The sequence below is a fragment of the Flavobacterium psychrotrophum genome (assembly GCF_003403075.1).
Taxonomy (GTDB): domain Bacteria; phylum Bacteroidota; class Bacteroidia; order Flavobacteriales; family Flavobacteriaceae; genus Flavobacterium; species Flavobacterium psychrotrophum.
This window is the reverse complement of sequence record NZ_CP031557.1, coordinates 2,741,221-2,761,669: the sequence shown is the minus strand read 5'-3', so window position 1 is coordinate 2,761,669 and position 20,449 is coordinate 2,741,221. Positions and strand designations below refer to the sequence as shown.

Sequence of the window (20,449 nt, the reverse complement as noted above, 5' to 3'; positions counted from 1 at the left end):
AAATTGGTTTTTTGGGGCAAATTTCCGGTTGGTAAAAGTTGGTTTAATTTAAAGAAGGATTCTCAGGGGCATTACTCCATATCAGGTAGTCGCCACCAAGTTCCATTATCTTTTCTTTCCAGAAGGAAGTGCTGGATTTTCCTATGATTTTATTATCATAGCTATTTTGCGATACAATCCACGAGCTGTCTTCCAGTTCTTCTTCCAGTTGATTAGCGTTCCAACCGCTGTAGCCTAAAAAGAAACGTATATTGGTTTTCTTTATAAGCCCGCGGTTTATAAGCTGTTTAGCATACTCAAAATCGCCTCCCCAGTAAATACCGTTAGATATTTCAATACTATCCGGTATCAGTTCAGGAACGTTATGAATAAAATAGAGATTATCCTGCTCAACCGGCCCACCATTGTATATTTTAAAGCTTGCGCTTACCTCCGGTACCAGATCGCTAATGGTATAGCCCAATGGCTTATTAAGTATAAAGCCTATTGAGCCCTCGGGATTATGGTCTGCAAGCAACACAACGGACCTGTTAAAAGATAGATCTCCAATTGTTGAAGGTTCTGCCACCAGCAGAAAGCCTTTCTGGGGTTTTAATGAAATCATCCTTATACAATTTGAACTAAATTTAACAAAAAAAAATAAGTCTGAAAAAAAATTCACACAGTTTTAAAAAAAAAGCCCTTCAAAATATTGAAGAGCCTTTTGTTTATTAATTTAACTAAGCTAGTTCTTAGCTATTTACATGTCCGTCAAGCTCAGCTCCCGGCTTAAATTTAACCACGTTCTTAGCAGCAATGCTGATAGATTTTCCGGTTTGTGGATTTCTTCCCTCTCTTGCAGCTCTTTCAGAAACTGAGAATGAGCCAAAGCCTACTAATGATACTCTTCCGCCACCTTTAAGTGATTCGCTCACGTTAGATACAAATGATTCAAGAGCTTTTTTAGCTGCACCTTTAGATATTCCTGCGTCTGCTGCAATCGCGTCGATTAATTCTGATTTGTTCATAATAATTCGTAATTAATTGTTTGGTTAAAATTATTGTTTTTCCAATTCCTGTCCTACAAATTTAGCAGGATTTCCATACCACACAAGACTTTTGTAACATTTTCATTTTAATTGTTGATAACTTTTCCCGAAATGTTAACTGTTAGCCTTGTTTAATTAGAATTCTTTAAAATATCAAGATTTCAGCTGATTAATTAGCAATTGCTTCTGTAGTAAAATTCATACCGTTTAATAATTCGACCGCCGTCATCCTGCGTTTTCCAGGAAACTGAAGGCTTTTCAACACCAGAAATCCATCTGTAGTAAACACTTTTATCTCCTTGTTTTCTACAATCATATTACCTGCAACCCTGTTATGGCTGCCATGTGTAAATGCTGCTTCGTATACTTTTACATTCCATTCCTGGTCACCGTCTTTAATAAATGTCCATGCGGCAGGGTAGGGGCTCAGGCCTCTTATCTGGTTGTAAATTTCGATTCCGGGCCTGTTCCAGTCTATTTTACAATTGTCTTTATTAAGCTTATAAGCCGTTTTTATATCACCTTCCTGTGGTTGTATCGTGGTTTCAACATTACCGGCTTCAACAAGCGCCAGTGTTTTTACAACGGTATCTTTACCCAGGTTCATAAGGCGGTCGTGCAGTTCGCCGGCGGTTTCGTCTGTACCTATTTCTGTTTCGGCTTTAAGTATCATGGCGCCGGTATCAATTTTTTCATCAATAAAAAATGTAGTTACCCCAGTGCGTTGTTCACCATTTATAACAGCCCAGTTAATAGGCGCTGCTCCCCTGTACTGAGGCAGCAGGGAGGCATGCAGGTTAAACGTACCCAGCTCCGGCATTTTCCAAACCGCTTCCGGCAGCATCCTAAAGGCTACCACCACTTGCAGGTTAGCACCAAGGCTTTTTAATTCTGCCAAAAAAGTTTCATCTTTAAGATTAGTCGGCTGTAAAAGATTCAGTCCTTTATCTAAGGCATATTCTTTAACGGCGCTGTATTTTATTTTTTGGCCGCGTCCGGCTGGTTTGTCGGCGGCGGTAATTACCCCCACAATATTATAATCACGTTGGTAAATGGCATCCAGTATCCCTACGGCAAAATCCGGGGTACCCATAAAAACGATTTTCAGGGTGTTCATTATTTCAGTATATATTCGTTATGGTCGTTAAGTATAATCCTTTTGCTGTCGAGCAATAATTGCAGGGCAAAAACAGTGTCTTTTGATGTAAGCCCCAGCTGTTGCTCTATGCTACGCGAAGATAAGGCCTTTTCTTTTAGCAGCTCCAGTATGGCTGTTGCCGTTTCGAGCGGACTTAGTTGCACTTTATTTTTTGAGATGCAATACGAGCAGATACCGCAATCTGTTGTGGTTTCTTCATCAAAGTATTCCAGTATAAAGCGGCTTTTACAATGTGTAGTATCTGCAATATAATGTAGTACACTCTCCAGCTGCGAAACTTTTAAGGTGTTTTGCTGCTCCAGGAATTTTGAGATACGGTTTATGGTGTGTTCATCTTCCCGTACTTCATTAAAAACAATAGCACCATCATTGCCCGAAGCCCGAAGTCCAATAATGCCCTGGCCTTCCATACGCTTTAACAGTTGCATGAGGTCAGCTTCGCTAATTTTAGCTTTGGTGGTTATTAAGCGGATATTAATAGTGGTTTCAGCATCAAAGATTCCGGTATAGTTGCGCAGTATAGCCAGTATAGCCTCTTCATCGGCAGGGTTAAGGCTGGTATAGCGCACCACTTCACGACTGGGTATAAGGAACTGCATTACTACCTTCTCGCTAAATTCACGCGAAAGCGTAAGCACGCCCTGGCGGTCTAAGAACTGTAATGCATTATATGCCTTAACGGCCGGGAAATTATATTTGTGGCAAAAGTCGTTAAAGTTAAACGAGAATACTTCTTCCATACCCTCGCCATAGGCTATTTGTAAAAAAGCATTCAGTTTAAGGTAAACCTGTTTCAAGAACACCTTATCAGGCAGCGCATCTAAAAACTGGCTTTTTGCTGCCGGTACATCTCCGGGGCTAACCAGCACTACAGCAAAACTCTTTTGTCCGTTACGGCCTGCACGGCCTGCCTCCTGGTAGTAACTTTCTATATTTTCCGGCAGTTGTATGTGGGTTACGGTCTTTACATCGGGCTTGTCTATGCCCATACCAAAGGCATTGGTGGCAACCATAACCTGTATATTACCTTTTAACCAGCCCTGCATATTTGCCTCTTTCTCCTTTCCCTTAAGGCCACCGTGATAATAGGTTGCTGTAAACCCAAGCGACTGCAACTGGCGCGAAACCTCGTGGCAGGCACGCCTGTTGCGTACATATATAATAGCAGGACCGGGGTTTTTGGTAAACATTTGTTGCAGGCGGTGCAGTTTGTCTTCACATTCAAAAACCATATAAGCGATGTTTTCGCGGGCAAATGATTTTTTGAAGACCTGTGGCTCTTTTAGTGCGAGCTGTTTAACGATATCTTCTTGCACCCTTTTAGTGGCCGATGCTGTTAGTGCTATAAAAGGCACGTTTGACAGTTCCTTTTTTAGTTTGGATATCTTGAGATATGCCGGCCTGAAATCGTGCCCCCATTGCGATACACAGTGTGCTTCGTCAATGGCCACTAAGTTTATATCGAGTTCTTTTATACGTTCTACTATCCAGTCGGCTTCAAGCCTTTCGGGCGAGAGGTATAGAAACTTGTAATTACCAAAACGGCAATTATCCAGTAGGTTGCTTATTTCGTCTACACTAAGGCTGCCGGTTAGCGCCATAGCCTTAATGTCTTTCTTTTGCAGGTTCTGCACCTGGTCTTTCATTAGGGCAATAAGCGGCGATACCACCAGGCAAATGCCGGGCTGTATTAATGCCGGTACCTGAAAGCACACCGATTTACCCCCGCCCGTAGGCATAAGTGCAAAGGTATCTTTACCCTCCAGTACAGATTTTATGATCTCATCCTGAGGGGAGCGAAATTTGTCGTGGTTCCAGTATTTTTTAAGGATATCTAGCGGTTGCTGCATATCAGTTTATGAAAGATGCCCCAAGATAAAAAGAATTCTGTTATCAGGGGTGTCTTTTGGTACTTCAATAAGATTGTAGCCGTAGCTTTTATAGGTTTCCTGCAGGTGCTGCGAAATTAGTCCTGCCTGCTCATAGTTTTCATAACGGGCTTCATCCGCAGTGTAAATTTCTTCCCACGGTGGCAGGAAAAAGATTTTAGTATATACATGGTCACGGCAGGCCTGGTCAAAAAAAGCAGGGTAGGCATCTCCTATATAGTGCATGTACGCCAATACATCAGGTATGCCGCGGTCTATAAAAACAATTTCTTTTTCTTCGGCAAGGGCGTTATTATACTGTTTTTTACGGCCTTCTAAAAGTAGTTCGCTAAAAAGCAGGGGCTTTTCTAAAAACAATTGTTCTATACCCTGGCGGCGTGCCTCTAATGTTACCTCGCGCGATATCTCAGGATAACACGTATGGCCTTTTTCGGTAAGCTTTTCTATAAGCGTGGTTTTACCACTACCCGGACCGCCAATAAGCACAACAATTTCTTTGCCCACAATATTAAAATTATAAAGGGGCAAAAGTAGTTAAAGATTATAGATTACAAAAACGCACACGCATTTATCAGTTTAATCAGTACTGTGTTACTGATTTTTAGTAAAAACTGTTAAAAATTATTTTTAACACAAAATAAAATCTTAAAATAAATTGTTTTGGTGCGATTAATGTTTACTTTTATGGAAGAATAATGAATTAAATGACGATGCGCTATGAAAAAACTGATGATCCTTACAGGCTTTGATACTCCTTACAATGCTCATGACAGCAAAAAAAGGTATGAACACTATAGGTCTTTTAACCGAAAAGATACAATTATGACCTATATACAGGCAGGTGTGGCAATTACTGCTGTTGCTATTGTATGTAGTGGACTATATTTAGCCCGATAAAGCTTTTAGCTTTTGGGTAATGAAACGCGGCTTAGAAGCCGCGTTTCTGTTTTTTATAAAGTGCTAGTCTTCATAACCGCACAGCGTTTTTCCGCTTTCTTTGGCAGCAGTCAGTGTTACCTTTTTTATTTCGGCTTTACAATTTGAAAGCCCACGGCAATCTTTGCTAAGATGGTAACGTTTACCGCCCTTGCTATCGCAAATGTAAACATCGTCGGTAGTGGTGTATGATGATAGCAACAGTACAAACCCGGCAGCTAATAAGTATTTTTTAAGCATATTATTTCTTATTTCCTTTACTGTCGGCTTCTGAAATTTTATCCCACGCCTTGCGTGTCATAATGAACAGGTTCTCTTTTTCGCACTCCCAAATTGATACATATTCTTGCGATATTACATAGTGCTGCGACCAGTTTGCATAAGGAGCATAGAGTAGGAGTGTGCAAATATCGGTAGCAGTTATAAGGTCGCCGCTTGAAGGAAGATGGGTATGCATAGTAGTTACTTCCTGTCCTTCTTTCGCATAATTTATAGGTATTATGCTTTTATGGAGTGCTTTTTTAGATTTTATAACATTTTTCTTGTCAAATTCTATAAGATAGTCATTGCCAAAAATTACCTGACCTGTATTACCCGGGCCGGTAAAAATGTATACTTTCTTTTTGTTGTTTACTATCAGAGGAACAAGATTGTAACTGGTGTTTTTATAGTGTTTAAAAAGCGTAGTGTCCTTGTATACTTCCTGCGTAACTTTTTCGCGTATGCTACAAAGGTCAGTCTCATACTTAGTAAGTATACGTGCGGTTGTATCTACTTTTGCCGTTTCTAAAACAAAATTGTTGTTAAAGGTAATAATTGCCAGTGTTTTTGGAGGGTTGGCCTGGTCATAGAATACACATTTATGTTCATCGCCTTCAGTATAACTGAAATATCCTGACATTTTTTTTCTTAGTGCCGGATAGCGTTCTGTAAATATATCTGTGCCATGCCATGACGCTCGTTCAGAGTTGTACAGTAGCCAGGCTTCTGCTAATATTTGCTGTTTTTCTTTTTCCTGAGATTTAGCAAAAGCCGATGATAAGCAAAATAGAATTATAAATAGGCGGGTAAGCATAAAGTGGTGGTTTACTGGTTTAATGTCAAATATAATAAATTACATCAAGCTACCTACTGCCTCTTAAAGCTAATGGCTTCAGGACCGTCGAAGTTTTCAGGGCGTATCCTTTCAGTAAGGCTAATGATGATATTGTTGTTGTTTACAATTTTTATGACACCAAACATTTTGCGCTGTGCACCGGTAGATTTTCTTGTAACGGTAACATCTAATTGAGGTGGATTTTTTTCAAAATCAGTAGTGTAAAACATTGAGAAGGCTTCTCCTTTAATCTTAAAATCCTTGCCGCCCATAACCTCGTCGTTACGGCGCATGCTTACATAGCCTTCTTCGTCAAACTCCATATATGTTACAGTGCTACCTTTTTCCTGCCCTTTCCATTTTCCTATAATAGTAAACTCTTGTTTACCAAGTGATACTAATGAGATTAATATAATGAGCGCTATGGCTATGCTGATAACTTTTTTCATGCTAAAGTGTATAATTACAAATATAATAATAGTGTGGTAAATAGCTACCTTTGTAAAAATACACAATGATGAAAAAAATATATGCCCTGTTGTGCCTTGCCCTTATTGCGGGCTGTGCAACAAAGAGTGCCGATGCATCGCCACAAACACTCTCTCCATCACCGGATAAAGGCCTTGCAGTAGGTACCATTACCTTTGAAGGCGATGTGCCTGTTAACGATATTTACCGCTTTTTTTATAATGCTACTTCCGGCGATAAAGCTTTTAAAAAGGCTAATGCAGGTAAGATAATGATAAAAGGACGTAACAATAATGTAAGCAGTTTTAATGGCGATTTCAATAATAAAAAAAGCTACTTGTTTATAATAGAGCGCGAACCGGGTACTTACGCGTTTACGCAATACAGTTACCTTGACCACCTGGGGCCTACAGGAAGTGTAGACAGCAGCAAAGAATTTGCGATTCCGTTTGAAATAAAAAAAGGCGGTATAACTTATTTAGGAGAGCTAAATTATGTTGACAAGGCAGTGAAAGGATCGCCAAGAATTTTTGTTGCAGACTATTTTTCGCGCGATTTAGAAGAGCTTCGAAAGAAATATCCTACTCTAGGTTGGCAAAAAACTGAAAATCAGACACCAAAATCAGGAAATACAGGTGATGGCATCATCGATTTCAGGTATTAAAAAGGGACAACGCATAATTATAAAAAATATTGTATTTAAAATAGCCTAATTATTAAATAAATAACATCAAAAGGGCAATTTTAAGCTAACAGATTGCATTTAATGCAACTTTTTAAGGATAGTTGAATTGAAATATCTTTAAATTTTAACAGGATTTTAAGTATTATATTTGTGCTAAATCGATATTTAATATTGATTTAGTAAAGTTTAACACTTTTAACAATACTTTATTCAGATAAACAAGTAAATTTACTTTACCTAAAATCTATAAAGTATATGGAGAAAATTACTTATGACGCTATGCGTAATTTTATTATCGACAACGAGCTTACAGACAGTGTAGCTATTTCTCTTCACCCAGACAGTTTTGATGACCTGGTAATGGATTATCTTGATGCAAACGGATTGCTGCTTCAGCGCCCTTTTGAGATCCTGGGTATAGAGATCGTTCAGGATGGTACCGGTAATGTTACTAAAAACAGTGTAAACCTGTTAGACATTGCCTAAACAACCTTGCGTAAAACAATACAAAAAAAATTCCCGCCTGGATTGCAGCGCGGGAATTTTTATTTTATGGCTGTATGTAATCTTTACAATGTCCAGCTAATGCGCTCGGCAAGTACCTCAAACGTTACCACTTCCTGCTCGCCTGAGGCAAGATTTTTAAGGGTATACGTGTTGTCAGCCAGTTCTGTTTCTCCGGTAAGTACGGCAAACGGTATGGCGCGCTTATCGGCATACTGAAACTGTTTGCCTATCTTGGCAGCATCAGGATATAGTTCTGCCTTAATACCTTCTTTACGCAATTTGTTAATTGCTTTAAGCGCATACAGGGCTTCTTTTTCGCCAAAGTTGGTAAATAATACTTTAGTGCCTTCTGTAACTGTTTCGGGGAACAGTCCAAGCTCTTCCAATACAAGGTAAATGCGGTCAAGCCCAAAAGAGATGCCTACACCACTCATATTCTTGAGCCCAAAGATGCCGGTAAGATCATCATAGCGGCCACCGCCGCCTATAGAGCCCAGGGCTACTTCTTTAGGAGCCGAAACTTCAAATATAGCACCGGTATAATAGTTAAGCCCGCGTGCCAGGGTTACGTCAAGGTCGAGTATCGATTTACCAAGGCCGGCAGCTGCAACATTATCGCATATAAAACGCAGTTCTGCCACGCCTTTCGTGCCATCTTCAGAAGCGGCTAAAAGTTCTGCAAGCTTATCCAGTTTTTCGTTAATGGTACCCGTAAAGTTAAACAGCGGCTGTACTTTTTCTATAGCTTCTTCGGTTAGTCCCTTTGCAAGCATTTCCGCTTTTACGCCGTCTTCGCCTATTTTATCAAGCTTATCAAGAGCTACGGTAAAGTCGATCAGCTTGTCTGATGCGCCTATAACTTCGGCAATGCCGCTTAATATTTTGCGGTTGTTTATTTTTATTGTTGCGCCGTTAAGTCCTAATGTAGAAAATACATTATCATATAGTTGTACCAATTCTACTTCCTGCCATAGTGAAGTACTGCCCACCACATCTGCATCGCACTGGTAAAATTCGCGGAAACGCCCTTTTTGCGGGTTATCTGCACGCCATACCGGCTGTATCTGGTAACGCTTAAAAGGGAAGGTTATATCATTTTGGTGCTGTACCACATAACGTGCAAATGGCACGGTAAGGTCGTAACGCAGCGCTTTTTCAGATATTTGGGAAGTAAGTTTGCCGCTATCGCGGTTTGTCAAAAAATCTTCTGTAGCCTTTTTAAGGTAATCGCCACTGTTAAGTATCTTAAAAATAAGCCTGTCGCCCTCTTCGCCATATTTACCCATAAGAGTATCGCTGTTTTCAAACGAAGGCGTTTCAATAGGCTGGAAGCCAAACAGCTCAAAATGATGCTTTATCGCCGACATGATGTATTGACGCTTAGCCACCTCTACAGGTGAAAAATCTCTTGTGCCTTTTGGAATTCCCGGTTTTGCCATTTTGTTTTATTTTTCTGCAAATATAGTAATTGTTTCAGGTTTCAGGTTTCAAGTTTCCCACAACGTTAAACTTGAAACCTGAAACAAATTGTTTACTTTAGCGTAAAAATCGATCAATAATGTTTAACCTCTTCAGGGAGAATACCAGGATAGCCCTTGCATCTATACGCGGGCAAAAGCTACGTACTATATTAACCGTGTTTATCATTGGCCTGGGTGTGTGGGCTTTGGTGGGCATACTTGCTGCCGTGGCTGTACTCGAAAACAGCATTACCGGCAATCTGGCCGTTATGGGGTCTAATACCTTTACCATTACCCGTTATGATTATAGCGAGCAGGTGGGCAGGCAAAACAATAGTGATGCACGTGTAAATCCCGTTATTACCTATCCGCAGGCAAAACAATTTCAGGACAAATATAATTTTATAGGAGCGCAAACGTCGCTTTCATTTACTGCTGCCAGTAGCGTAGAAGTAAAATATGAGGGCAAAAAAACCGACCCTGAAATTACCATTGTAGGTGCCGATGAAAACTTCCTGCCCAACTCAGGACTGGAAACAACCTCAGGCCGTAATTTTAATAATTTTGATATTTCGAATAACAGCTTTGTGTGTATTGTGGGCGCCGACTTTGAAAAAGGACTCTTTAAAGATGTTAATCCCATAGGTAAAGAACTCTCTATACGCGGGGCACGATTTAAAGTTATAGGCGTGCTAAAAGGCCGTGGCTCTACCTTTGGCAACAGGCAGGACCTTAATGTTATTATTCCCATACAGTTGGCACGATCATTATTTAGCGCGCCAAGTATTGACTATACTATAAAGGTGAGTATTACCAACCAGGATTTGCTGGATGGTGCTGTAGGCGAGGCGATACTCACATTGCGCCGCCTGCGAAAGCTTAGCCCTTCGGCTAACGATAATTTTGGGATAGAACGGAGTGATGAACTATTAGAATCTTTAAAATCGCAGACTGATACACTAAGCACTGCTGCATGGGTTATTGGTGTAATAACCGTATTTGGTTCGTCAGTAGCGCTGATGAATATCATGCTGGTATCTGTAACAGAGCGCACCCGGGAGATAGGTGTACGCAAATCGCTGGGTGCTAAAAAAGGTACAATTGCCATGCAGTTTTTTACCGAAACGCTGGTGGTATGCCTTATGGGAGGCTTTGTGGGTACGCTGCTGGGCTTGCTTACAGGTTTTGCAATATCTGTCTTTGGTAGTATGGCGTTCCCTATGCCGTGGATGGCAACCATTGCTGCTCTGGGAACTATAATATTTGTTACTATAGTATCCGGATTATATCCTGCTATTAAAGCTGCGGCGTTAGACCCTGTGGAGGCGTTAAGGTATGAGTAGGCTTGCTATTTTGGATTTTGATGGATGAATTTTGGAATAAGCAGAGAGATTCTTCAACTCCGCTGCGCTGCGCTCAGAATGACATAACTACTCAAAAACTGCTAACTACTGAACACTGGTTACTGGCGCTCGTCATCCTGTCGTTGCCTACAAAATCTTTTCGTAAAATTATATTAGTAAAGCCTGTATGTTCTAAAAGAGCGACTGTTTCTGTGCCAAGATATTGGTTGATCTCATAATACAGTTTGCCGTCATTTTTTAAATTGTTTTTTGCCAGTTGAGCTATTTTCCTGTAAAAAATAAGCGGGTCGTTATCGTCAACAAACAATGCCAGATGCGGTTCAAATTTGAGTACGTTTGGCTTTATCTCCACTTTTTCGAGGTTGCGTACGTAGGGAGGGTTCGATACGATAATATCAAATACTTCCGGCAAATTATCGGCTTTTAAAATATCAGTTTGGATGAATTTTACGGCAACATTATTTATAGTAGCATTTTCTTTGGCTACTGCTAAAGCTTCTTCAGAAACATCAATGGCATACAATGTTGCGTCAGGCAGGTTTTTTGCCAGTGAGATAGCAATACATCCGCTGCCGGTACCAATATCGAGTATTTTTATGCCTGACCTGTTTTTATTTTCGTTGATGATCCATTCTACAAGTTCCTCTGTTTCCGGACGGGGAATTAATGTATTTTCATTTACCTTAAATTCGAGTCCGTAAAACCAGGTCTTACCAAAAATATACTGAATGGGCTTTTGGGTTTTTAGTTGAGCCAGAACATCATCCCATTGCTTTAGTTCAGATTCAGAAAGTTGTACATCAGGATTCACAATCAATCCGGTACGCTTAAGCCCGTTTATTTCTTCGAGTGTGATATAGAAAAAAGATTCGGCCTCATCTGAACCATGAATAGGAGAGAGGGTATTGATAAATATTGACTGATAATCTTTTATTTTGATAAGTTGCTCATTTTTTGAAGGCTGAGGAGCTAATTCCTTCAGCATCCAGACCGGGCAGGATGAATGGCCTGTATTACCCAAAGGCGCGTCAAGGTATTTAAAACCATGTTTTTTGTAGAGTTTTTGGGCGTCTTCCATGTAGGGTAACGTTTCAAGGTAGCATTGGCTATAGCCAAAATCTACTGCGGCTTTAATACAATGCTCCATCAGGCTTGCGCCAATGCCTTTACCACGAGCTGCCTTACTCATATACATTTTTTGTAGTTCACAAATACCTGTGGGGCCATTTTCAAGAGCTGCAATACCGGCGCCGCCTACAACAACCCCGTTAACTTCAGCAATAAAATAAACCGATTTTTCAGCAGTATATACCTCGCCTAATGTGTCTAATATAGGATCTGCATAAGCAGTGCCGGTTTTAGGTGCATCGAGTTCATCAAACACACCGCGAATTATAGCGGCTATTTTATGGTTGTCTGCGGGCTGTATAGGGCGTATGGTAATAATATTCATAGTGCAAAGTTAGGGTTATTTGTTCATTTGGTAATTTGGTCATAGGGGTAATGCGGTAATTTGTAACTTTGGAATGATAAATAAACAGGCGCAGTAACTGCGTATACTACAAAATGGAAAACCACGAAATATATATGCAACGCTGCCTTGACCTGGCAGAAAATGGTATGCGTGCTGCCATGCCTAACCCCAGTGTAGGTGCCGTGCTTGTACATAATGGACGTATTATTGGCGAAGGCCATACCTCTCCTTATGGTGGCCCGCATGGTGAGGTTAACTGTATCAATTCGGTACTGCCGCAGGACACGCACCTGATACCTGATGCTACACTTTATGTAAGCCTGGAGCCGTGTAGTCATTACGGAAAAACCCCGCCTTGCTGTGATCTTATTATTGCCCAACAAATAAAAAAGATAGTGGTAGGCACCACAGACCCGCATGAAAAGGTGGCTGGAAACGGCATTAAAAAGTTGCGTGAAGCAGACAGGGAAGTCACTATTGGTGTATTGGAAAAAGAATGCCGTGAAAGTAACCGCCGTTTTTTTACGTTTCACGAAAAAAAACGACCTTATATCATACTTAAATGGGCTGAAAGTGCTGATGGTTTTTTGAGTCCGCACACTAAATTATCGGATAAAATAGAAGATAAAAAGCCTGTCTGGATAACCAATAAATATTCGCGCCAGCTGGTTCATAAATGGCGCAGTGAAGAGGCGGCGATATTAGTGGGTACTACTACCGTGCTGGATGATAACCCATCTCTTGACGTTCGTAGCTGGACAGGGCCAGATCCTGTGCGTGTTGTTTTAGACAGAACTGCTCGCATACCTGATAGTTATGCTGTTAAAAATCAAAAAATAAAGTCAATAATATTGACGGAGAAAAGCAATTTTGCTATCTTAGATATCCTGCTTTATGAAACCGTACCTTTTAACGATGATTTACCATATACTATAGGTACTATACTGCACCGGCACGGATTGCTGTCGGTAATTGTGGAAGGGGGCAGGCAAACGCTACAGTCGTTTATTGATGCCAATCTTTGGGATGAAGCCCGTGTGTTTAAAGGATTGTCAGTTTTTGGCAAAGGTACATTAGCACCGGTTTTGACCGGAAATCTTGTAAGCAGGGAAAATATACTTGATGATGAACTGCTAATTTTCAGGAACTATGATAAACGCGATAATATTTGACCTGGGGGATGTGTTTTTAAATAAAGATAAAAAAGGTAAGGATGCGGCACTTGCTGCTATTGGTATAACCAATTGGAATGCCGATCTGGAAAAGCTTGAAAAGAAATTTGAGACCGGAAAAATAAGTTCTGATGACTACCTGAAAGGCATACAACCTTTTACAAACGATGCAACACTAGACCAAATAAAAAATGCATGGAATGCCGGTATTGCCGACTTTCCGCTATACAGGCTTGAGTTTCTGCAAAAGCTGGCTCCTAACTATAGGTTATTTTTGTTGAGCAACACAGATCCTATACATATAGAGAAATTCGAAAATGAAGTAGGGGAATCCTTCTATAGCGATTTTTACCAGTGTTTTGAAAAGGTATATTTTAGCCACGAAATAGGAGTGAGGAAGCCCGATGCAGAAGCGTTTAGCTATGTTGTGGGTAACCACGACATTCAGCCAAAGCGTACGCTGGTAGTAGATGATAAAAAGTTTAATACCGATGCTGCGCAAGAACTGGGATTTAAGGTATGGAACCTACAAAAAGATACGGAAGATGTAACAGATCTTTTTGATAAAAAGGTGCTGACCCTTGACACAGCACCGTAAATAGATTTAAAATTACCCTGCATTTATTATTTTGTGTCTTGCCCAATGCTTACTTTTGCCTAAATTTTTTAGAAGATGAAGATTCAGCATAGGCTTGCCTATTACCTTTTTGGCTTGATGATGGGCGCATTTGTAGTTGTTTTTATATTTAATAAGCGTGGCCAGGATTTTTGTTATATGCCAAACTGCAGGGTTTTAAAGAATATCCGTTCAAAAGGGCTTACTATTAGTAAGGAGGCAAACCATACGCTTAAAGAGGGATGGGTTACCCAGGAAGATGTAAAGAATACTTTAGAATATGGAGATGTTGATTTTTCTAAAAGTAATAAGCCATCCGGTAAAGGCGGGAAACTTTATGTAGTGGAAGGCAAAAATGCTAAAGGAGAGCCTATTACTGTAGAAGTAGCAAATAGCGAAGATAGGGCTTTACTGATAGCGGTAAAAAAACAGTAAGTTTTTTTTGAAATAGCTTGCAAATATTAAAAACTGTGCTATCTTTGCACTCGCAATACGGAACTAATAACAACAACGTAAAGCAACCCGAAAGGGCGATTAGCTCAGCTGGTTCAGAGCACCTCGTTTACACCGAGGGGGTCGGGGGTTCGAACCCCTCATCGCCCACTAGTACAAGGCTTTATTTCCAGATAAAGTTAGTTAAATCACAGAAAACCTGCACTTTACGAAGTTGCAGGTTTTTTTATTTTACCCTCCTGCACTATCAAAATTTACAAAAATGCCCAAAATTTGTGGCACTTTTTGTGGCACCAAAGAAATTTTTAAAAATGTGCCACAAAATATGATGTAACACTTTGATTTTCAACTGGTAAACCTGCTTAACGACTTGATTTACAGACGCTATAATTCTAATTTTATTAATTTTTAAAATGTTGAATTATGTTAGCAACAAGTTTTGGGTTAACCTTCTTCCTGAAGACCCCGCGAAAAGAGACAAATGACAGGTTAATCTACTTGAGGATTACTGTTGACGGAGTACCAAAAGAAACCTCTACCCGCCGCCGGTGGGATGCCACCCGATGGGATCAGTCCAAAGAGCGTGCAACGGGCAACAAAGAAGATGCACGTACCGTGAATTTCTTCCTGGAAACCCTTGAGATGAAAATCCAGCAGTACCGCACCGATTTGATGTATGCCGGTAAACCTGTGACCAGCGAAAAGCTTATGGATTATGTGATGGGCAAAGCAGCATCGCAGAGCAAGATTGTGCAGGAGTTCCAAAAGCACAATGATGAATTACTAGCCTTGGTCGAGAGAGGCGAATATGCAATCGGTACACACGTACGTTTTGAGGTAGCCAAGAAGCACCTTAAAGAATACCTCCGCTTTAAGTACAATGTGGAGGATATGGATTTTCGCGAGCTCAACTTTGAGTTTGTAAAGGATTATGAGTTTTATTTGAAGACAGTTAAAAACATCAGCCACAACACAGCGGTGAAGTACATTACCAATTTCAAGAAGATTGTGTTACTCGCAATTGATAAAGAGATTATAGCAACTGACCCATTCAAGCGTTTCAAAGCGAAGAAAGTCAAGATCCATAAAAAGCCATTGAGCGCCCATGAACTTGTGCTATTGGAAAACCATACCTTCTCCACTCAACGGCTTACCACAGTACGTGACATCTTCGTATTTCAATGCTATACCGGGCTGGCCTACATTGATGCCTTCAACCTGAAGAAATCCGATATTAAGTTAGGTATTGATGGGGAAATGTGGATTATCAGTGAAAGGCAGAAAACCGGTGGGACTATTAATGTGCCTTTGTTACCGAAAGCCAAAGCAGTCATGGAACGCTACAAAGACCATCCTATCTGCCTGCAAAGGGAATCGGTATTGCCGGTAACCTCCAATCAGAAAATGAATGAGTACCTTAAAGAAGTAGCTACGCTGTGCGGCATCGAAAGCACATTAAACACCCATAAGGCCAGGCGCACCTTCGGGAGCACCGTAACGCTCAATAATGATGTACCTATTCATGTGGTGAAGGAACTGTTGGGACACCAATCGGTAAAACAGACCGAAGAGTATGCCATTACCGAGCAGCAATCGGTAGGAAGGGAAATGAAACAGTTACAGTTGAGGCTGAGCAGTAAGGAAACTACACCTGAGCCACCGTCACCGGACATCATATCTAAAATGCAGCAGGAAATACATGAATTGAAAGAACTGCTGGCGCTGTCTCACGGGAATCCTCATCTTAAAAAAGTTTAAATCATGGAAAATAATTTTATAGAAATAGTTCAAATTATAAAACAATCACGTACAAACGCGATTAAAGCTGTAAATGCTGAATTGATAAATCTATACTGGAATGTAGGTAGGTATATAAGTAATAAATTAAACCATGCCGACTGGGGAGATAAAACTGTTACTGAATTGTCGGCTTACATTCAGCGCAATAATCCGGAACTCAAAGGTTTCAACAGCAGAGGCCTGTATAGGATGATACAATTTTACGAATCGTATCCTGAAAATCATAAATTAATAATGAGTTCAAGTAATTCCTTATCTTCTGAAAATCAAGAATCTGCAATTGTGTCATCACTGATGACACAATTTAAAGCAATAGATATTAAAGAGAGTATTATTGTAAGAATTAGCTGGACACACCACATGACTATTTTCTCGCGATGTAAGCTAATGGAAGAAAGAGAGTTTTACATTAAATTATCAATCCGGGAAAGCTATAGCGTTCGTGAACTTGACCGTCAGATTTCTTCCAGTCTATTTGAACGGGCAATGACGAGTGAAAATTCAAAATCCGTTATTCAGTCAAATTCAAAAACTGACATAGAGCAGGTTTTCAAGGATTCTTATGTTTTTGATTTTCTAAATCTGCCCGAGAAGCATAGTGAAGGTGATTTACAAAACGGATTACTAAACCGGATGAAAGACTTCATCTTAGAACTTGGACGTGATTTCATTTTTATCGGTAACGAGTATAAGTTAATGGTCGGCGATAGTGATTTTTACATTGATTTATTGTTTTATCATCGTGGTTTACAATGCCTGGTTGCCTTTGAGCTGAAAGCGGGTAAATTCAAACCGGAGCATATCGGGCAGCTTAATTTTTACCTTGAAGCACTGGACAGGGATGTCAAGAAGGAACATGAGAACCCAAGTATTGGTATCCTGCTTTGTAAAGACAAGAATAATCAGGTAGTTGAATATTCATTGAGCCGTAGTCTTTCCCCAACTATGGTTGCAAAATACCGGACACAACTTCCAGAAAAGGAACTGTTGCAGCAAAAGTTCAACGATATTTTTGAAGAAGAGAAGCCGGATAGCAATCAAGATTAAAATTAAAAACGTTACCATTTTGGTGACGTTTTTTTATCTTTTTTTTTTAAATCAGACAAGATGTTACGATTAATCAGAACCGAAGAGCAACATGAAGATGCCCTTGCGCGTATACACGAACTGATGCAACTCGATTTGCAGCCTGATAGTGAGGAATCCGATGAAATGGAAATCCTTTCTATGCTGGTTGAGAAATATGAGGATAAAAATTATCCGATTTCCTGAACCTTTGCCTTTGAAATCATAACGTGTATGACCTGAGCCTATCAGTTTTTCCGATGTAAGTACCTTTATTACAAAACCAGCATAAGAATTTGTTTAATTCAAATTTCTATATTCCCTGGGGGAAATCCCAGTCTTATTCTTAAATAACTTGGTAAAATGTGATGGATGCTCAAAACCTAAACTATATGCGATTTCACTGATTGACTTTGTGCTATCGTAGAGAGTGATTTTTGCCATATCGATTATCTTTAGGTGAATATGTTCCTGAGTGGTTTTACCCGTAAATCTAGTTAGCACATCAGACAGATAATTAGAAGATAGATTTAAACGGGAAGCGAAATATTTTGTAGTAGGAATACCATCATTTGTAAGATTATCTTCTTTAAAATAGTCAATAAGCAATCCCTCAAATTTTTTAACAATATCATTGCTTACTTTTTCGCGGGTATAAAATTGCCTGTCATAAAATCTGTTGCAATAGTTGAGTATTAATTGTAGATTATCTACAATAAGGCTCTTGGTGTGCTTATCCGTATTTTGAGAATATTCTGTTTTTATCTTGTTAATTGTATCCTGCAATATTAGCTTTTCAGCCTCAGAAATATGTAAGGCTTCACTTGTACTATATTGGAAAAAAGAATAATCACTAATTTTCCTTCCGAGTTCAGTACCTACAAGCAGGTCTTGATGAAAGAAAATGCCCCATCCCTCAATAATATTTATACCAGGTTCCGACAAAATTACCTGCCCTGGTAATGTAAACATTAGTGAACCTTCATCAAAATCGTAATATGATTTGCCATATTTTATAGCCCCCTCAAAACGTTTGCAAACAATAGAATAGAAATCAGTCCTGTAAAATACATTTTCTGCTGGCCTGTCCGGATTAACCTGTGCTAAATCAATAACGGTGATTAATGGGTGCTTGGGTTTACCACAATTGTAGAATTTATGTACCTCAGAAATGGATTTTATATCAATATATGTTGGTTTCATAGCCATTCATAAATTTAATTAATTTTCACAAGGTTATCAGGTGAATATGGACCGGTAATAAAAGTACTCCCTCAATAATCTGAAACAATTATATATCAATATTTACAATTGAGGGAGTCGCCTCACTTTAATTGATAAAAAAATCTCTCACCGAATTAATAAATTGCACTTCATCATTTTTAAACTTCAGGTCAGCGTAAAACTGAGCATCATTGCCTACTATATATCTTAATCTGTTCGTTTCATCTGTAGCGGCTTCTAAAATAGTTGCAGCTACATCCTGAGGTGTTGCTTTATCAATGTTTTCTGTGGGAAGAGCATAGCGCCCGAAAAAACTGCCCATCAGTGGGTCATACTCTGGGATTTCATTTTTGATTACATCTAATCCATTACGGAAATTAGTATGCACACCTCCCGGCTCAATAATTTTCACCTTGATATTAAGCTTAACCAGTTCGTGGGATAAGGATTCGGAAAATCCTTCAACAGCGAATTTAGATGCAGCGTAAAGACTCGTGAACGGCAGTGCAACCAATCCCCCAAAAGAAGAGATATTAATAATTGTTCCTTTGCCATTTTTACGTAAATAAGGCAAAACGGTCTGCGTTACCTGCATCATCCCAAACACATTAACTTCAAATTGCTTTTGTATTTGATCTTTTGTAGCAGATTCAAAAACCCCCATTAATCCATAACCGGCGTTATTAACCAAGACATCAATACTTCCAAATTTTTCTATTCCGGCTTCCACGGATGCTTTTATAGAAAATTCCTCCTGTACGTCAAGCTTTGTAACAAGTACATTATCCAGGTGATTTAATTCGTGCTCATTTTCCGGGGTACGCATCGTTGCAATTACATTCCAGCCTCTTTGCTGAAACAACTTTACGGTTTCTTTACCAAAGCCTGATGATGCACCAGTAACTAAAACTGTTTTTTTCATTACAAATAATTTTTAAGTTTTTTCTTTGTTTCTATTAACACAACAAAGTTCCGACTATTCATAATTAATAATTTATACATATCACGGCATGACTTATACATATCTCTGAATAGTAACCTAAAAAATACAACTCCCCTGAAAACGTATTTACAAGGGAGTTGAGTTGTATTTTTTTTAGGTTTTCAATTAACCGTGTGCCGCAACAGCTACATCCTCCCAAGATTCCCATGTAGCAAGTTTCTCTGCATATACACGTTTAGTTTTGGTGTATCCTAACTTACCTAAGAAAAGACGTAATGGTGGTTCCGGGCTGTCTATTAGTTTAAGGATTGCGGGTACTGTAGCTTCCGGTTTACCATAATCTTCGGGTAACAATCCTTCAGTATCGCCCAGGGCAGATTTTACATTGTTATAAGCTGGTATCGCTTCGCTTTGCACAGCAGATGCGCCACCAAAATCTGTTGTGTAGCCATTTGGTTCAATAATTGTTACTTTGATGCCAAATTCAGCTACTTCGCTGGCTAATGCTTCGCTTAAGCCCTCAACAGCAAATTTAGTAGCGTTGTATATACCAAGTGTAGGCAGCGTCCATACCCCCAGTACGCTTGAAAGCTGAATGATGTGTCCGCTTTTCTGCTCACGGAAAATTGGAAGGGCTGCCTGTGTAACCCACAGTGTACCAAAAACGTTAGCTTCAAAAATATCTTTAGTTTCCTGTTCTCCAGCTTCTTCAATAGCGCCAAATAAGCCGTAACCAGCGTTATTAATAACTACATCAAGGCTTCCAAAATGTTTATGTGCTTTATTAACTGCTTCGGTAACCGCTTTTTTATCGGTTATATCCAGCTGAAGCGGTAAAAACTGTTTACTGTATTGCGATACCAGGTCTTTATAAGCCTCTATTGTTCTTGATGTAGCAGCTACATTATCACCGCGTTTTAAAAATGCCTCTAACCAAAGTTTTCCAAAACCTCTAGATGCTCCTGTAATAAAAATTGTTTTCATGATATATTTATTTTTTAATGTTATTTATATAGGACAAATTTATTCCGACTATAGGCGGGAGAATAGTCCATATGTGGGGAGAAATAGCACAGATTTACGTATGCTGTTTTATAAATGATGATAATA

General features: G+C 39.6%; 23 protein-coding genes, 1 tRNA gene and 1 pseudogene. 11 read left to right on the top strand and 14 right to left on the bottom strand.

Annotated features, from left to right (window positions below; translation table 11 throughout):
- Nucleotides 1-43: 43 nt before the first annotated feature.
- The 5 genes from DYH63_RS11865 to DYH63_RS11845 form a co-directional block, all read right to left on the bottom strand.
- Nucleotides 44-604: a YqgE/AlgH family protein gene (locus DYH63_RS11865; RefSeq protein ID WP_116789008.1), complete on the bottom strand. Its 561-nt coding sequence runs from the start codon at nucleotides 602-604 to the stop codon at nucleotides 44-46.
- Nucleotides 605-731: 127 nt separating this feature from the next.
- Nucleotides 732-1,007, bottom strand: coding sequence for an HU family DNA-binding protein (locus DYH63_RS11860; RefSeq protein WP_116789007.1), 276 nt, complete (start codon nucleotides 1,005-1,007; stop codon nucleotides 732-734).
- A 190-nt stretch (nucleotides 1,008-1,197) separates the two neighbouring features.
- The gene (fmt, locus tag DYH63_RS11855; RefSeq protein WP_116789006.1) at nucleotides 1,198-2,145 is read right to left on the bottom strand and encodes a methionyl-tRNA formyltransferase; all 948 of its coding nucleotides are present in this window, start codon (nucleotides 2,143-2,145) and stop codon (nucleotides 1,198-1,200) included.
- Nucleotides 2,145-4,037 (bottom strand): RecQ family ATP-dependent DNA helicase, encoded by a 1,893-nt coding sequence (locus DYH63_RS11850; RefSeq protein WP_116789005.1) that lies wholly within the window; start codon nucleotides 4,035-4,037, stop codon nucleotides 2,145-2,147. The genes fmt and DYH63_RS11850 overlap by 1 nt, the downstream gene beginning before the upstream one ends.
- Before the next feature lie 6 nt (nucleotides 4,038-4,043).
- Nucleotides 4,044-4,580: an AAA family ATPase gene (locus DYH63_RS11845; protein ID WP_116790819.1), complete on the bottom strand. Its 537-nt coding sequence runs from the start codon at nucleotides 4,578-4,580 to the stop codon at nucleotides 4,044-4,046.
- 213 nt (nucleotides 4,581-4,793) lie between these two features.
- Here DYH63_RS11845 and DYH63_RS11840 point away from each other — a divergent pair, with 213 nt between their 5' ends.
- A complete protein-coding gene (locus DYH63_RS11840; protein ID WP_116789004.1) occupies nucleotides 4,794-4,973 on the top strand; it encodes a hypothetical protein in 180 nt (59 codons plus the stop codon).
- Nucleotides 4,974-5,036: 63 nt separating this feature from the next.
- Here DYH63_RS11840 and DYH63_RS11835 read toward each other — a convergent pair whose 3' ends face one another.
- From DYH63_RS11835 to DYH63_RS11825, 3 genes are read right to left on the bottom strand one after another with little or no spacing between them, the layout of a single operon-like run.
- On the bottom strand, nucleotides 5,037-5,252 hold the full coding sequence (locus tag DYH63_RS11835; protein ID WP_116789003.1) for a hypothetical protein: 216 nt from the start codon (nucleotides 5,250-5,252) through the stop codon (nucleotides 5,037-5,039).
- 1 nt (nucleotide 5,253) lies between these two features.
- Nucleotides 5,254-6,087, bottom strand: coding sequence for a hypothetical protein (locus DYH63_RS11830; RefSeq protein WP_116789002.1), 834 nt, complete (start codon nucleotides 6,085-6,087; stop codon nucleotides 5,254-5,256).
- A 53-nt stretch (nucleotides 6,088-6,140) separates the two neighbouring features.
- Nucleotides 6,141-6,557, bottom strand: a complete 417-nt coding sequence (locus DYH63_RS11825) for a hypothetical protein (protein ID WP_162927011.1) — start codon at nucleotides 6,555-6,557, stop codon at nucleotides 6,141-6,143.
- A 65-nt stretch (nucleotides 6,558-6,622) separates the two neighbouring features.
- Here DYH63_RS11825 and DYH63_RS11820 point away from each other — a divergent pair, with 65 nt between their 5' ends.
- Together DYH63_RS11820 and DYH63_RS11815 are read left to right on the top strand one after the other, a co-directional pair.
- On the top strand, nucleotides 6,623-7,240 hold the full coding sequence (locus DYH63_RS11820; RefSeq protein ID WP_162927010.1) for a YajG family lipoprotein: 618 nt from the start codon (nucleotides 6,623-6,625) through the stop codon (nucleotides 7,238-7,240).
- Between the two features lie 276 nt (nucleotides 7,241-7,516).
- On the top strand, nucleotides 7,517-7,747 hold the full coding sequence (locus DYH63_RS11815) for a hypothetical protein (protein WP_116788999.1): 231 nt from the start codon (nucleotides 7,517-7,519) through the stop codon (nucleotides 7,745-7,747).
- Between the two features lie 83 nt (nucleotides 7,748-7,830).
- Here the strand turns inward: DYH63_RS11815 and hisS are convergent, their stop codons facing one another.
- Complete coding sequence (hisS, locus tag DYH63_RS11810; RefSeq protein ID WP_116788998.1) at nucleotides 7,831-9,207, bottom strand: histidine--tRNA ligase; 1,377 nt, start codon at nucleotides 9,205-9,207, stop codon at nucleotides 7,831-7,833.
- A 119-nt stretch (nucleotides 9,208-9,326) separates the two neighbouring features.
- Between hisS and DYH63_RS11805 the strand changes: the two genes are divergently transcribed.
- On the top strand, nucleotides 9,327-10,571 hold the full coding sequence (locus DYH63_RS11805) for an ABC transporter permease (protein WP_116788997.1): 1,245 nt from the start codon (nucleotides 9,327-9,329) through the stop codon (nucleotides 10,569-10,571).
- 91 nt (nucleotides 10,572-10,662) lie between these two features.
- Here the strand turns inward: DYH63_RS11805 and prmC are convergent, their stop codons facing one another.
- Nucleotides 10,663-11,532: a peptide chain release factor N(5)-glutamine methyltransferase gene (gene prmC / locus DYH63_RS21635; RefSeq protein ID WP_240409113.1), complete on the bottom strand. Its 870-nt coding sequence runs from the start codon at nucleotides 11,530-11,532 to the stop codon at nucleotides 10,663-10,665.
- Between the two features lie 126 nt (nucleotides 11,533-11,658).
- Nucleotides 11,659-12,045 (bottom strand): annotated as a pseudogene (locus DYH63_RS21630) (GNAT family N-acetyltransferase); the annotation flags it as partial.
- Between the two features lie 113 nt (nucleotides 12,046-12,158).
- Between DYH63_RS21630 and ribD the strand changes: the two are divergent.
- From ribD to DYH63_RS21315, 7 genes are all read left to right on the top strand, one after another.
- Nucleotides 12,159-13,238: a bifunctional diaminohydroxyphosphoribosylaminopyrimidine deaminase/5-amino-6-(5-phosphoribosylamino)uracil reductase RibD gene (ribD, locus tag DYH63_RS11795; RefSeq protein ID WP_116788995.1), complete on the top strand. Its 1,080-nt coding sequence runs from the start codon at nucleotides 12,159-12,161 to the stop codon at nucleotides 13,236-13,238.
- Entirely contained in the window at nucleotides 13,216-13,836 is a 621-nt protein-coding gene (locus DYH63_RS11790) for an HAD-IA family hydrolase (protein ID WP_116788994.1), read from the top strand. Before ribD ends, DYH63_RS11790 begins: the two co-directional genes overlap by 23 nt.
- Nucleotides 13,837-13,911: 75 nt before the next feature.
- The gene (locus DYH63_RS11785; protein ID WP_116788993.1) at nucleotides 13,912-14,289 is read left to right on the top strand and encodes a DUF4258 domain-containing protein; all 378 of its coding nucleotides are present in this window, start codon (nucleotides 13,912-13,914) and stop codon (nucleotides 14,287-14,289) included.
- Nucleotides 14,290-14,382: 93 nt separating this feature from the next.
- Nucleotides 14,383-14,457, top strand: a tRNA-Val gene (locus tag DYH63_RS11780).
- A 273-nt stretch (nucleotides 14,458-14,730) separates the two neighbouring features.
- On the top strand, nucleotides 14,731-16,065 hold the full coding sequence (locus DYH63_RS11775; RefSeq protein ID WP_116788992.1) for a site-specific integrase: 1,335 nt from the start codon (nucleotides 14,731-14,733) through the stop codon (nucleotides 16,063-16,065).
- A gap of 3 nt (nucleotides 16,066-16,068) precedes the next feature.
- The gene (locus tag DYH63_RS11770; protein WP_116788991.1) at nucleotides 16,069-17,154 is read left to right on the top strand and encodes a PDDEXK nuclease domain-containing protein; all 1,086 of its coding nucleotides are present in this window, start codon (nucleotides 16,069-16,071) and stop codon (nucleotides 17,152-17,154) included.
- A gap of 60 nt (nucleotides 17,155-17,214) precedes the next feature.
- Entirely contained in the window at nucleotides 17,215-17,379 is a 165-nt protein-coding gene (locus tag DYH63_RS21315) for a hypothetical protein (protein ID WP_162927009.1), read from the top strand.
- 93 nt (nucleotides 17,380-17,472) lie between these two features.
- Here the strand turns inward: DYH63_RS21315 and DYH63_RS11765 are convergent, their stop codons facing one another.
- From DYH63_RS11765 to DYH63_RS11755, 3 genes are all read right to left on the bottom strand, one after another.
- The gene (locus tag DYH63_RS11765; protein ID WP_116790818.1) at nucleotides 17,473-18,375 is read right to left on the bottom strand and encodes a helix-turn-helix domain-containing protein; all 903 of its coding nucleotides are present in this window, start codon (nucleotides 18,373-18,375) and stop codon (nucleotides 17,473-17,475) included.
- Nucleotides 18,376-18,502: 127 nt separating this feature from the next.
- Nucleotides 18,503-19,318, bottom strand: a complete 816-nt coding sequence (locus tag DYH63_RS11760; protein ID WP_116788990.1) for an SDR family oxidoreductase — start codon at nucleotides 19,316-19,318, stop codon at nucleotides 18,503-18,505.
- 186 nt (nucleotides 19,319-19,504) lie between these two features.
- Nucleotides 19,505-20,323, bottom strand: coding sequence for an SDR family NAD(P)-dependent oxidoreductase (locus DYH63_RS11755; protein ID WP_240408982.1), 819 nt, complete (start codon nucleotides 20,321-20,323; stop codon nucleotides 19,505-19,507).
- Nucleotides 20,324-20,449: the final 126 nt, after the last annotated feature.

Excerpts from the sequence above, each read along its gene's own strand:
- hisS (WP_116788998.1), bottom strand. The coding sequence starts at position 9,207 with ATGGCAAAACCGGGAATTCCAAAAGGCACAAGAGATTTTTCACCTGTA.
- DYH63_RS11865 (WP_116789008.1), bottom strand. The coding sequence starts at position 604 with ATGATTTCATTAAAACCCCAGAAAGGCTTTCTGCTGGTGGCAGAACCT.
- DYH63_RS11830 (WP_116789002.1), bottom strand. The coding sequence starts at position 6,087 with ATGCTTACCCGCCTATTTATAATTCTATTTTGCTTATCATCGGCTTTT.
- DYH63_RS11825 (WP_162927011.1), bottom strand. The coding sequence starts at position 6,557 with ATGAAAAAAGTTATCAGCATAGCCATAGCGCTCATTATATTAATCTCA.
- ribD (WP_116788995.1), top strand. The coding sequence starts at position 12,159 with ATGGAAAACCACGAAATATATATGCAACGCTGCCTTGACCTGGCAGAA.
- DYH63_RS11760 (WP_116788990.1), bottom strand. The coding sequence starts at position 19,318 with ATGAAAAAAACAGTTTTAGTTACTGGTGCATCATCAGGCTTTGGTAAA.
- DYH63_RS11765 (WP_116790818.1), bottom strand. The coding sequence starts at position 18,375 with ATGAAACCAACATATATTGATATAAAATCCATTTCTGAGGTACATAAA.
- DYH63_RS11820 (WP_162927010.1), top strand. The coding sequence starts at position 6,623 with ATGATGAAAAAAATATATGCCCTGTTGTGCCTTGCCCTTATTGCGGGC.
- DYH63_RS11790 (WP_116788994.1), top strand. The coding sequence starts at position 13,216 with ATGATAAACGCGATAATATTTGACCTGGGGGATGTGTTTTTAAATAAA.
- DYH63_RS11805 (WP_116788997.1), top strand. The coding sequence starts at position 9,327 with ATGTTTAACCTCTTCAGGGAGAATACCAGGATAGCCCTTGCATCTATA.
- DYH63_RS11815 (WP_116788999.1), top strand. The coding sequence starts at position 7,517 with ATGGAGAAAATTACTTATGACGCTATGCGTAATTTTATTATCGACAAC.
- DYH63_RS11840 (WP_116789004.1), top strand. The coding sequence starts at position 4,794 with ATGAAAAAACTGATGATCCTTACAGGCTTTGATACTCCTTACAATGCT.
- DYH63_RS11835 (WP_116789003.1), bottom strand. The coding sequence starts at position 5,252 with ATGCTTAAAAAATACTTATTAGCTGCCGGGTTTGTACTGTTGCTATCA.
- DYH63_RS11755 (WP_240408982.1), bottom strand. The coding sequence starts at position 20,323 with ATGAAAACAATTTTTATTACAGGAGCATCTAGAGGTTTTGGAAAACTT.
- DYH63_RS11775 (WP_116788992.1), top strand. The coding sequence starts at position 14,731 with ATGTTAGCAACAAGTTTTGGGTTAACCTTCTTCCTGAAGACCCCGCGA.
- DYH63_RS11850 (WP_116789005.1), bottom strand. The coding sequence starts at position 4,037 with ATGCAGCAACCGCTAGATATCCTTAAAAAATACTGGAACCACGACAAA.
- fmt (WP_116789006.1), bottom strand. The coding sequence starts at position 2,145 with ATGAACACCCTGAAAATCGTTTTTATGGGTACCCCGGATTTTGCCGTA.
- DYH63_RS11860 (WP_116789007.1), bottom strand. The coding sequence starts at position 1,007 with ATGAACAAATCAGAATTAATCGACGCGATTGCAGCAGACGCAGGAATA.
- DYH63_RS11770 (WP_116788991.1), top strand. The coding sequence starts at position 16,069 with ATGGAAAATAATTTTATAGAAATAGTTCAAATTATAAAACAATCACGT.
- DYH63_RS21315 (WP_162927009.1), top strand. The coding sequence starts at position 17,215 with ATGTTACGATTAATCAGAACCGAAGAGCAACATGAAGATGCCCTTGCG.
- DYH63_RS11785 (WP_116788993.1), top strand. The coding sequence starts at position 13,912 with ATGAAGATTCAGCATAGGCTTGCCTATTACCTTTTTGGCTTGATGATG.